This window comes from Microvirga splendida (assembly GCF_016427565.1).
GTDB lineage: Bacteria > Pseudomonadota > Alphaproteobacteria > Rhizobiales > Beijerinckiaceae > Microvirga > Microvirga splendida.
On record NZ_JAELXT010000005.1, the window covers coordinates 13,174 to 25,192 of the forward strand.

Sequence of the window (12,019 nt, forward strand, 5' to 3'; positions counted from 1 at the left end):
CAAGCGTGAGAGGGCCATGCCTGCCATGGCCTCTCAATCATCCAGCATCATCTGGATGAAAAGCTCGGGATCGAGACAGAACTCTCGCAGCAGCCGGAAATGCTGCGTCTGCTCCAGCTTGATCGGCTCCAATCCATGTTTGGAAAGCCCGAGCAGCCTTGCGCCAGGATAGGCCATCAGGATGGGCGAGTGCGTTGCCATGATGACCTGGCAGAACCCTGTCTCGTCCATGCGGCGCAACAGCTTAAGGAACTGCACCTGCCGCGATGGGGACAAAGCCGATTCGGGCTCATCGAAGATGTAGATTCCCTGACGCCTGCAGCGCTCCTCGAAGAAGCGCAGAAAGCCCTCGCCATGGGAATGGGAGAGAAAATCCGGCGGAGCCGATGCCGCATCCATTGCGGCCTGATCGAGATAGCGGGAGACCGAGAAGAAGCTCTCGGCTCTGAAGAACCAGCCTTGCGTCACTTTCGGCAGCCAGCTCGCGCGCAAGGACTGGCTCAGGGCTCCGCCCATCGCTTCCACCGCGCGGGAGTGATCGACGGGCCTATATCCTTTCCCGCCACCGGCCTCATCGTATCCGGCCAAGGCCGCAATCCCCTCGAGAATGGTTGATTTTCCGACACCGTTCTCGCCCACGATGATCGTGACGGGACAGTCGAATTCCAGCGAGAACTCGTCTCGGCTGAAGATCGGCAGGCAGAAGGGATAGATCTCCCGATCGGGAATGCGGTTCCCATCGAGCCATACACGCCTGAGGTAAGGGGCACGCATCCTGGTCGTTTGGGCGGTTCTCGCCACGCGCGGGCTCCCTCAGGTGACGCGTCAGGAACTGGATCGAGCCCAGCCTTACCACAGAGCCGGGACACGATGACATGGGGCTTTGCGGAAATGCGATATCCCTGTCCACATCTCGCAAATCCCATGCTAAAGACCCCGCCCATGACAAAGCGCATCGAAGCCCGTTTCCAGAAGTGCCGCCAGGAAGGCCGCGCGGCTCTCGTCACCTATGTGATGGCCGGCGACCCGGATCCCGAGACCTCGCTCGCGATCCTGAAGAGCCTGCCCAGGGCCGGGGCCGACATCGTCGAGTTCGGCCTGCCGTTCACCGATCCCATGGCCGACGGCCCGGCGATCCAGGCGGCGGGCTTGAGGGCGCTGAAGGTGGGGCAGGATACGGTCAAGACGCTGGACCTCATCCGCCGCTTCCGGGCCGAGGACCAGGACACGCCCGTGATCCTCATGGGCTATTTCAACCCGATCTACGTCTACGGGGTCGACCGCTTCCTCGCCGACGCCAAGGCGGCCGGCGTCGACGGCCTGATCGTGGTGGATCTGCCGCCCGAGGAGGACGACGAGCTGTGCCTGCCGGCCCTGAAGGCAGGCTTGGCCTTCATCCGCCTTGCCACCCCGACCACCGACGACAGGCGCCTGCCGGCGGTGCTCACGAACACGGCGGGTTTCGTCTATTACGTGTCGATCACCGGCATCACCGGTGCCGCGACCCCGGATTTCGGCAAGGTCGCCTCGGCGGTCGAGCGGATCAAGCGGCATACGCCCCTGCCCGTGGTGGTGGGCTTCGGCGTGAAGAGCGGGGCGCATGCGGCCGCGGTGGCCCAAGGCGCCGACGGGGTCGTGGTGGGCTCGGCGCTGATCGACGCCCTGAAGGGCACCCTCGATGCGGAGGGTCGCGCAACGGCAGGCTCGGTCGAGGCGGTCACGAAGCTGGTGAAGGAATTGAGCGAAGGCGTGCGCTCGGTGGCAAAACGCGCCGCGGCCTAATACATACAGAGCACGCCCTGCCGCTGTGCAGGCATCCACGCCTCCGGCGTGGTCCGCGTAGATGGCCGGGCAAGCCCCGTCCATGACGAGAGGATTGAACCGATGAACTGGATTTCCGAAGTCGTCCGTCCGAAGATCAAGACGCTCTTCAAGCGCGAGACGCCGGACAATCTCTGGATCAAGTGCCCGGAGACGGGCCAGGTGGTGTTCCATAAGGACGTGGAGGCCAACCAGTGGGTGATCCCCGGCTCCAACCACCACATGCGCATCTCGGCCACCCAGCGCCTGCAACTCATGTTCGACGGCGCGACCTGGCTCGACGTGGCCGTGCCGGAAGTGCCTGTCGACCCCCTGAAGTTCCGTGACGAGAAGCGCTACATCGACCGCCTGAAGGACGCCCGCGCCAAGACCGGCCAGCAGGACGCGTTCAAGGTCGGATTCGGCCGGGTCGAGGACCTGCCGATGACCGTCGCCGTGCAGGATTTCGGCTTCATGGGCGGCTCGCTCGGCATGGCGGCGGGCGAGGCTTTCGTCAAAGGCGCCGAGACGGCGCTCGAAAAGAAGACCCCTTACGTTCTCTTTGCGGGCTCCGGCGGCGCGCGCATGCAGGAGGGCATCCTGTCCCTCATGCAGATGCCCCGCACCACGGTGGCGATCCGCCGCCTGCGCGATGCGCGCCTGCCCTACATCGTCGTGCTCACGAACCCGACCACGGGCGGCGTGACGGCCTCTTATGCCATGCTGGGCGATGTGCATCTCGCCGAGCCCGGCGCGCTCATCGGCTTTGCCGGCCCGCGCGTGATCGAGCAGACCATCCGCGAGAAGCTGCCCGACGGATTCCAGCGCGCCGAATACCTGAAGGAGCACGGCATGGTGGACGCGGTCGTGCATCGCCACGACCTCAAATCCACCGTGGCCCGCCTGTCCCGCCTCTTCATGAAGGCGCCGGCCGCGAGCGCACCGGCCAATGCGGCCGCCCCTGAAGTGACGGCGGCTGCGGCCGAGTAAGCGAGACCAGGGCGATGGAATCCTCCGATGCGCTGATCGCGCGCTTTCTCGCCCTGCACCCCAAGACCATCGACCTGTCGCTCGGGCGCATCCAGCGGCTGCTGGCGCAGCTCGGCCATCCCGAGCGCCGCCTGCCGCCGGTGATCCATGTGGCGGGCACCAACGGCAAGGGCTCGACCATCGCGTTCATGCGGGCGATCCTGGAGAGCGCGGGGCTGGCCGTCCACGTCTATACCTCGCCCCATCTCGTGCGCTTCCACGAGCGCATCCGGCTGGGCAAGTTCGGCGGCGGGCAGTACGTGACCGAGGACCGGCTGGTGGAGGCCTTCCGGCGCTGCGAGGCGGTGAATGCGGGCGAGCCCATCACCGTGTTCGAGATCACCACCGCGGCGGCCCTGCTGGTCTTCTCCGAGGAGCCTGCCGACGTGCTCCTGCTGGAGGTGGGCTTGGGCGGGCGCTTCGACGCCACCAACGTGATCGACCGGCCGGCTGCGGCCGTGGTCACGTCCATCGGCCACGACCACGCGGAATATCTCGGCACGACGCTGACGGCCATTGCCGGCGAGAAGGCCGGCATCTTCAAGCGCGGCTGCCCGGCCGTGATCGCCCCGCAGGATTACCAGGAAGCCGACCAGACCTTGCGCGATGCGGCCGAGCGCATCGGCGCCTCGCCCATTCTCGTCGGCCAGCAGGATTTCTCCGTCCATGAGGAGGGCGGCCGCCTCGTGTACCAGGACGAGAAGGGCCTTCTCGACCTGCCCCGGCCCAGGCTCATCGGCCGCCACCAGTTCATCAACGCCGGCACGGCGATCGCGGCCCTGCGCGCCGCCGGCTTCGAGGGCTTCGAGACATCCGCCTTCGAGGCGGGCGTCACCCGGGCCGAATGGCCGGGCCGCCTCCAGCGCATCAACCGGGGCCGCCTGCCGGAGATCGCGCCGACAGGCTGCGAGATCTGGCTCGACGGCGGCCACAACCTCGATGGCGGCCGGGTGCTCGCCGCCGCCATGGCCGACCAGAGCGAGCGCTCGGATGCACCCTTGGTTCTCATCGCCGGCATGCTCGGCACCAAGGACAGCCAAGCCTTCTTCAAGAACTTCTCGGGGCTGGCGCGCGAGGTGATCGCAGTGCCGATTGCCGGCCAGATCGGCGCCCGCCCGGCCGAGGAGGTCGCGGCCATCGCCGGCAGCGTGGGGCTCACCACCTCGACGGCATCGAGCGTCGAATCCGCGCTCGCCTCGCTCCACAACTACGTCTGGGACCGCCCGCCCCGCGTGCTGATCTGCGGCTCGCTGTATCTCGCCGGCGAGGTGCTGGCGGCGAACGGGACGCTGCCGGAATAGGCCTGGGTCCGGTTAATCCGTATCCAGCGTCGGATCGGGCAGATTGTACCGTTCCCAAAGGCGCTTCGGGATTGCCTTGCCGACGGTGAATTCGAAGTCCTGCACCGCCTGACGGCCCGGGCTGAGGCCGCATCTGAACGTCAGGCCATACCATCGCCGATGGCTGCGAAACGCGGCTCCCTCGGCCAGGAGCCTGCTGCCGTCAATCCTCACCTCCGCCTTCGCGTAAGCGACGACCCGGTCCGGGTGATGCTGCCTGAGCGATGCCGCGATCTGGGCCATCGCCTCGAGATTGCAGAGCTGCTCAAGCCGGGTTTCCTCCTCGAAGAGAGGCAGCATCTCCCGCATCTTGCGGCTGAGAGGATGAGCGAGAGCGTCCCCCGAGAGGATCCTCGTGGCTCGGATCGTGGTTCCCGGCCGAGCCGGAGCCTGACCGCCAAATCCAGCGGGGTTGGTGAGAGCCTCAACCTGTTCAGGCGTCCAAACCTCGACTGCAAGGCCTTCCTGCAGAGGCGGGGGCAGGCGTTTTGGACTCGAGGGAAAGGTAACGATCAGAAGCAGGAGAGCATGGACGGCCGACGAGACGATGATCCCGTATGTCCTGGCATCGGGCAGAGGCATCCATGTCGTCGAACGCCGTACGGTCGTTGTGTACGACGCCTGCTCCAGAATGCCCTCCCGCCATGGCCGAGCTTGGCCTTATCGAGAGACATTGTAGCAAGAGTGCGGCAGGTGCACGCTTGCGGAAGGATCCCCATCATCCCCGGACTTGTTCCGGGGATCCACGTCTTCAGGTCCCAAAACGTGGATGGCCGGGACAAGCCCGGCCATGACGTCGAATTTGATTGTAGCGGCAGCCTTAAGCCGAAGCCTGGATCCAGCGGGAGAGCTCGCCCTTGGGGGCGGCGCCGACCTTCTGGGCGACGACCTTGCCGTCCTTGAACATCATGAGCGCCGGGATCGACCGGATGCCGAGCTGGGAGGAGATCTGCGGGTTCTCGTCCACGTTGAGCTTGGCGATCTTCACCTTGCCGGCCATCTCGTCGGAAATCTCTTCGAGAGCCGGGCCGATCATGCGGCAGGGGCCGCACCACTCGGCCCAGAAATCGACCACGACGGGCTCGGAGGACTGCAGGACGTCCTGCGCGAAGCTGGAATCGGTTACCTTCACGGTCGCCATCACATCACCTTTGAACTGTAAAAGCGCGACTCGGTCTCTCAAGCCGCTCGGCTATAGGGCCAAGGTAAGAACCGCGCTTGAGGGAATCAAGCAAGGGCGCCGGCCCTCACGCCGCTTTGATGAGGGTAAGTGCCGATTCCAGGTCCGGTTCCATGAGCTCCTGGATCACCGGCCCGGCGGTCCAGACCAGGAAGGTGCGGATGCGCCTCCCCGGATAGATCTCGGCGAGCAGCGTTCGGTAGAGGGCAAGCTGGGCCACATAGGACGCCGGAGGCGGCTGGCCCGGTTTCGGCGCCCGCGCGGTGGTCTTGAAGTCGGCCACCAGCACCTCCTCGTCCAGAACGGCGAGGCGGTCGATCTGGCCCGAGACCATGATCCCGCCCTGATCCGTCATCACCCGCCCGGCAATGGGCGCCTCGGCCCGCGAGTTCCTGCCGAACAGGGGCTTCAGGTCCGGGTGGTCGAGGACGCCTAGGGCGTTGGCCAGGATCGATTCCCGCAGCTCGCCTGCCAGACGCGGCGCGCGGGCCTTCACGTAGGAGCGCGCCATGCTCTCCCGGTGCTCCGGGCCCAAGGCCGGCAGTCGCTCCAGCAGGGCATGGACCAGTGTGCCGCGTAAGCGCGCCTCGGGGGCATAGGGCCCGTCGCCGGGACGCGTCATGCGGTCGGCGGCGCCGAGCGCGCTCGACGGGCGGATCGGCGGCAGGGGCTCGGGCTCCGGTGTCGCCGCCGTGGTCAGCCAGTCCGGCACGGCGATGGGATCGAGGGGCGCGACATCCGATTCGGCCGCGAGCGTGCGGGCCAGCGGCGAGCCCTCGCGCCAGACGGAGATCGGGCCGTAGGGCGCCTCGTCGCGCTCCAGGCCGCCGGCCTTCTCGACGAGGCCATGGCGGATCATCTCGCACCAGGCCTCCTGCGGCGATTCCTTCCTGCCCGTGAGGTAGGGGGCAATCACCAGCCGGTCCTTGGCGCGGGTCATGGCCACATAGAGCAGGCGGTTGTGCTCCTCGTGACCCTTGGCGTGCAGGATCTCGCGGGCCTGCGCCATCACGCCGGAATCGGAGTTCTTGCCCGGAGCCCAGACGGGGATCTTGTCGCCCGACTTCGTCAGCAGCTGCAGCAGCGGCGGATCGCGGCCCAGCACCTCGCAGCCGTCGATGAGCACCACGACGGGCGCTTCCAGGCCTTTCGCCCCGTGCACGGTCATCACGCGCACTTCGTCGTTCACGGAATCGAGGTCGCGCTTGATCGTGTGATCGGCGGACTCGAACCGGCTGATGAAATAGGCGAGCGAGGGCGTCTCCGTCATCTCCGACTGATGCGCGAAGCACAGGAAAGCGTCGATGGCATCGCCCGCCTCGCTCCCCAGCCGCGCCACGAGCAGCGAGCGCCCGCCGCGCGGCCCGAGCAGGGTGGCGAAGAAGCCGAAGGGGCCGTGGATGCGGGCGAGCTCGCGCCATGCGCTGAGTGCCTCGCATCCGCGCCTCGCCTTGGCATCGCCTGTTGCCGCGTGGCGCGTCAGCGCCGCGTAAAGCGATTCCTCGTCCGGGCGGTCGGCCACAATGCGAATGAGATCGTCGTCGTTGAGCCCCACGAGCGGCGATTTCAACGCTGTTGCGAGCGTGAGGTCGTCGTCGGGCAGCAGAGCTGCGCGGCCCGCCGCCACGAGATCGAGCACGGCGATGTGCTCGCCGATGTTGAGACGGTCCGCGCCCGCCACCGGAACGCCCGCCTCTTTCAGTGCGCGGATCACCGCCTCGAAGGCCGCGCCGCGCTTTCGCACCAGCACGAGAACGTCGCCGGCCTTCCACAGGCGGCCCATCTCGTCGCCCTTGGTGGTCCAGCATTTCACGGCCTGCGCGATGCGCCGCGCCACCACGACCGGCGGGGATTGCTGTTCGGGCTCGTCGATGGGCAGCACCCAGGCCTCGGGTTCCTCCTCCTCGGCCGGGGCCTCGACGGGCCACAGCTCCACGAGGCCCGGCGCATGCGGACGCGCGCTCTCGTGCACCGTCCCGACCGCCTTGTCTTCGAAGGACAGGCCCTTGAAGTGCCGGTCGACCGCAAACGTCGCGTCCACGGCCGAGAGCACCGCCTTGCCTGAGCGGAACGACATGGTGAGCGACACGTCCTCGAAGGCGAGCTCCGCTTCGCGCACCTTCTGCGACCAGCTGCGGCGGGTCGTCTCGAATTCCTGCGGGGCTGCGCCCTGGAAGCCGTAGATCGACTGCTTGGGATCGCCCACCGCAAAGAGCGTGCGTACGCGTCCGCCCGCCGCACCGGCGCCCGCGGTGAAATCCTCCGTGATCTTGCGCAGGATCTCCCATTGCTCCGGGTTCGTGTCCTGCGCCTCGTCGATGAGCACGTGGTCGATGCCGCGATCGAGTTTGTAGAGCACCCAGGCGGTGTCGCCGCGGGAGAGCAGCGCCAGGGTCTTGTCGATGAGGTCCTGGAAGTCGAGGGCGCCGAGGCGCATCTTCGCCTGCTCGACGCGGGTATGAATTTCGGCCGCGAGCGTGAACAGCGCCGTCGTGCGTTCAGCGGCGCGCGCCGCCCTGCGCTTGTCGATGAGAGTCCAGATCCGGCCCTGCTCGTCGAGAAGACGCTGCTTCAGGGCAGGATCGACGGATTTCGTGACGAGGCGCGATTCCGCCCGTGGCGTCCAATCGGATTCCTTCAGGAAGACCGCAAGGTAGTGCTTGAGCTTCTCGTCCGAATCCTGGGCCTCGGCCGCGGCGATGAAGGAGGCAGCGCGCTCCTGATCGGTGGCCTTGCCCTGCAGCAATTCCTGCGCGATGGCAGCCCATTCACCCGGTCCGATGCCGCCCTCCAGCATGGTACGCTCGATGGATTCGAGCGTCTCGTCTGCACCCAATCCGAGTTCCTTGCGCAGTCGCATAGGACCTGTGGGATCGTGCAGGAACGCCTTGCACTTCAGGGCCGCGTTGATAGCGGAGGCCAGCGCATCGCCCACTGCATCGACGCTGATGATGTCGAGGGCCTCGGCCAGTGCCGGGAAGTTGCCGCTTGCCGCGTCGGCCATCACGTTGGCGGTGGCCTGCGCCAGCATCTCGTCGGTCTGGCTCTCGTCGAGCACGGCGAAGCGCGCCGGCACGTTCGCCTCGAAGGGCACGAGATGCAGCAGCCGTTCGCAGAAGGCGTGGATGGTGTCGATCTTCAATCCGCCCGGCGTTTCCACCGCGCGGGCGAAGAGCGTGCGCGCGAGCTTCACCTGTTTACGCGTCGGCTTCTCGCCCTCGAGTTCCGTCAGTTCCTTGACGAGGCTCTCGTCGTCGAGCGTCACCCAGCGACCCAAGCGCTCGAAGACGCGGATCGCCATGTTGGCGGCGGCCGCCTTGGTGAAGGTGAGGCACAGGATGCGGCCCGGCAGCGAGCCTGCGAGCAGCAGCCGCACGACGCGATCCGTGAGCACCTTGGTTTTGCCGGCGCCCGCATTGGCCGACACCCAAGCGGAGGCGCGCGGGTTGGCGGCGCGGCGCTGCGCGTCCTTGGTGTAGTCCGGAATGACGAGATCGGTGCTCATTCGGATCCCTCGCCTCCGCCGGCGCTCGCCAGCGACCATTCCTTCACGCGGGCCAGATGGTCGTATTCGGAGAAGCGGCGCGCGTATTTCGGGAAGGGCCGCGACACGTATGCCGCCTCGCCCTTGGCGAAACGCACGATCATGCCCTCGAAGCGGCGGCGATGCTCCTCGACGATCTCCGGGACGGAGCGCTCCTCTCCGCGTCCGGGCTTGATCTCGCGCGGATCGAGCGGCGTGCGTCCGCCGGTCGTATGCACGTAGATGAGATCCGGCGTATCCTTCGCCTTGGGCAGGCCCTTGAAGGCGCCCTTCATCAGCATCATGGCTTCCAGCGTCAGCTGCGGCGAGAAGCCGGCATATACTTCGCGTATGCCCGGCGGCTGGCCGGTCTTGAAGTCGATGATCGCGAAGCCGCCGTCGCGGCGGTGCTCGATGCGGTCGGCGCGGGCGCGCAAGGTGAACACCGAACCGTCCGGCAGCGGGATCGACAGGGAGCCGGAGCGCTCCGCATAGACCTCGACGAGGGAGGCGCGGCGCGCCTGCTCCCACACCACGAACTCGGTGGCGAGCCGCGTGAAGCGCGGCCACCACTCGGCATAAAGTTCGGGATAGGCCTCCGCGATGTCGGCGAAGGCGTCCGTGCCGAGGGTGAGCAGTTCCTCCAGCGCGTGGGCGGGAATCGCCTTCGGGTATTTCTCTGCGAAGGTCCCGACCACGTCGTGGATGATCGTGCCGCGTTCGGCCGCGCTTGGCGTCACCGCGATGGCGTCGAGCGCATCGAGCTTGAGGACGTGGCGGGCGAAGATCGAGTAGGGGTCGCGCACCAGCGTCTCAATTTCCGTGACGCTCAAGGAACGCGGGAAGAGCGCCGGATCGGGCCTGGGCTTCGGGCGCGGCAGCGGCGGCGCGGGCTCAGGCGTGTCGAGGGTGCGCGCAAGGCGGCGGTAATATTCGCCCGCCTTCGTCATGCGCTCCCAGGTGTCCTTGCCGGTGAACGCCTTCAGGCGCTGCAGGAAGCGCGAGGGCACCATGGGCGAGCCGTCGCGCTTCTGCGCGCGGGTGATGACCACGTCATGGGTGCCGAGCGCCTGCACGAAGTCGTGCGCGGTCTGGCCGATGCGCCGCTCCGGCGGCATCAGACCGACGCGCGAGCGCATGGGCCGGTTGAGGAACGCGTCCGTCACGGTGCGCGGCGGCCAGGTGCCCTCGTCCAGCCCGCCGAGCACCACGCGGTCGACGGACAACAGGCGCGCTTCGAGAAGGCCGAGGATCTTCAGGCGGCGATGAGTCGAGCGCGGCGAGGGGCTTAAACTGCGCTGCTTGGCGAGCGCCGTGAAGAAGGTGGGGTAATCGACAAAGCGGCCTGTAAGCGGATGGCCTTCCTCCTCGCGGATGTCCGAGTGTTCCAGGTCGTCGAAGAGCGCCGCGAGCGCCTCCTTGGAGGACGCGTCCTCCTGCTCCTCCGGGCCATCCTCGGGACCGGCCCAGAGCAGCTCGACGGCCCGGCGATGATGCTCCACCAGGGCCATGAGGTCGAGCTTGCCCTCGCCGTGAATGGCGGGCGTGAAGGCATCGAAGGCGACGCCGAGTCGTTGCAGCAGTTCGTCGGCGAGGTTCCACTCGGCCTCCGTCAGGCGTTTGCGCGGGCGCGGCGCGCGCCGGTCGTTCTCGGCGCGGCGGCTGGCGAGCGCCGCGCGGATGCCGTCGATGCCGAGCGCCGGCGCAGGCCCGCGCAGCACCCCGATTTCGAGCACGCTTGCCGCGTGCTCCACGGTTTCACGCGCAAGGCCCAGACGCACCAGCGGATGCGCCAGGAGCGCGAGCAGTCGCACGGGCCTCAGGTCATCGGCCGCCGCTTCGGCGGCCAGCCGCGCGAGGCGCCCGGCGGGCGTGTCGGAGAGGGGAATGCCGGCGGAGTCCTCGACGCTCAGGCCCCAGCGGGCGAGTTCCGCCGTCACCCGCGCGGCGAGCGCGCGGTCGGGCGTGACGAGGGCGGCCGTTTGTCCCGGATGTGCGATGGTTTCGCGCAATGCGATGGCGATGGATAGCGCTTCTTCGCGCTCGTCCGCCGCCTCGACGATGGCGAGGCCCTCGCAGCCGCTGCGGCTCAGGGCGACGCGCTCCTCTGACGAGATCAGCGACCAGCGATCCGTGGTGTCGGCTGGGCGCAGGCCTTCCGAGAGCAGATGATTGCGGGCTCTGGCCGATTCCGGCACGTCGCCCAGCACGGTGACGGCGGAGCGCGGCAGGCGCAGGTGCTTGTCGAGAAGGCGGCGGAGCGAGGCCTGTGGGTGGCTGTGCACCGGATCGCTCTCGTCGTCTCCGTGTCCGCCGATGGTCGCCCAGCTCTCCTCGTCGAGATCCGTGTCGAGGCCGGGCAGCACGATGGCGCCCTTCGGGAGCCGCGCGATCACGCCCATCAGGTTCGCGGTGGCCGGCACCGAACCTGTCGAGCCGGCAACGACGATCGGATGCTCCGGACGTTCGCGGGTGAGACGCTTCGCTTCCGCCTCCAACAGGGCGTTACGCCGCTGTGCCGGGTCGCTCGCCTGCCGCTCACCCAAGATCTTCGGCCAGTTCTCGCTTGCGATCTGCACGAAGTGACGGGTGATCTCGAAATATTTCGAGTAGTCGGCATCCACCGCGAGTTCCAGGGCGTGCCAGTCGATGCCCTCGGTGGTGAAGGCATCCATCAGGGTCTCGAGATCGCCCGCGAGGTTCACCGCATCGGCCGGCGAGGCCGGCACCATGAAGGGCACCTCGGGGCCGATCTGCAGCAGCGCCCGGTCCACTTCCGCCGACCAGCGCTGCACGAGGCGCGTGAGGATGAGGCGGCGCTCCAGGGGCGGGATCGGGGGCTTCAGGCTCGCGGCCTCCTGCAGCGGCGTGCCCTCAAGGCCGGTCAGCTCGAATTCGGCCTCGTCGGTTTCGCCGAGCGGCACGATGCGCGGCAGGAGCTGCGCCCGGCCGTCGCCGCGCTCGGCCAGCAGCGCGATCAGCGCCCGGGTGGCACGGCGGTTGGGAACGTAGATCGTGATGTCGGCAAGGGCCGCGGGATCATCGGGGAGGGCGCCGACGAGGCGGCCGTCGAACAGCGCATCCACCAGGGTCGGCAGGAAGGCGCAACCCGGAGGAATTGAGAAAACGCGCGGTACGCTCGACACT

Annotated in this window: 8 protein-coding genes; 3 read left to right on the forward strand and 5 right to left on the reverse strand. The window is 67.7% G+C overall.

The genetic code is table 11. The features are described 5' to 3' along the window. Window positions 1-33: 33 nt before the first annotated feature. Window positions 34-774 carry an AAA family ATPase gene (locus JAO75_RS06890; RefSeq protein ID WP_210340192.1) on the reverse strand — a complete coding sequence of 247 codons (741 nt, stop codon included), beginning with the start codon at window positions 772-774 and terminating at the stop codon, window positions 34-36. Window positions 775-942: 168 nt separating this feature from the next. Here JAO75_RS06890 and trpA point away from each other — a divergent pair, with 168 nt between their 5' ends. The 3 genes from trpA (at window position 943) to JAO75_RS06905 (ending at window position 4,130) form a co-directional block, all read left to right on the forward strand. Then, the gene (gene trpA, locus JAO75_RS06895) at window positions 943-1,782 is read left to right on the forward strand and encodes a tryptophan synthase subunit alpha (RefSeq protein ID WP_199047790.1); all 840 of its coding nucleotides are present in this window, start codon (window positions 943-945) and stop codon (window positions 1,780-1,782) included. Between the two features lie 102 nt (window positions 1,783-1,884). Then, window positions 1,885-2,790: an acetyl-CoA carboxylase, carboxyltransferase subunit beta gene (gene accD / locus JAO75_RS06900; protein WP_199047791.1), complete on the forward strand. Its 906-nt coding sequence runs from the start codon at window positions 1,885-1,887 to the stop codon at window positions 2,788-2,790. A gap of 14 nt (window positions 2,791-2,804) precedes the next feature. Further along, the gene (locus JAO75_RS06905; RefSeq protein ID WP_199047792.1) at window positions 2,805-4,130 is read left to right on the forward strand and encodes a bifunctional folylpolyglutamate synthase/dihydrofolate synthase; all 1,326 of its coding nucleotides are present in this window, start codon (window positions 2,805-2,807) and stop codon (window positions 4,128-4,130) included. A gap of 12 nt (window positions 4,131-4,142) precedes the next feature. Here the strand turns inward: JAO75_RS06905 and JAO75_RS06910 are convergent, their stop codons facing one another. The 4 genes from JAO75_RS06910 to addB all read right to left on the reverse strand — a co-directional run bounded on the left by JAO75_RS06910 (window position 4,143) and on the right by addB (window position 12,018). Next, window positions 4,143-4,469, reverse strand: coding sequence for a DUF930 domain-containing protein (locus JAO75_RS06910; RefSeq protein ID WP_199047793.1), 327 nt, complete (start codon window positions 4,467-4,469; stop codon window positions 4,143-4,145). A 520-nt stretch (window positions 4,470-4,989) separates the two neighbouring features. Then, window positions 4,990-5,310, reverse strand: a complete 321-nt coding sequence (gene trxA / locus JAO75_RS06915; protein ID WP_036360939.1) for a thioredoxin — start codon at window positions 5,308-5,310, stop codon at window positions 4,990-4,992. A gap of 106 nt (window positions 5,311-5,416) precedes the next feature. Further along, on the reverse strand, window positions 5,417-8,854 hold the full coding sequence (gene addA / locus JAO75_RS06920; protein ID WP_199047795.1) for a double-strand break repair helicase AddA: 3,438 nt from the start codon (window positions 8,852-8,854) through the stop codon (window positions 5,417-5,419). Beyond that, window positions 8,851-12,018: a double-strand break repair protein AddB gene (gene addB / locus JAO75_RS06925; RefSeq protein WP_199047797.1), complete on the reverse strand. Its 3,168-nt coding sequence runs from the start codon at window positions 12,016-12,018 to the stop codon at window positions 8,851-8,853. The genes addA and addB overlap by 4 nt, the downstream gene beginning before the upstream one ends. Between the last annotated feature and the right edge of the window lies 1 nt (window position 12,019).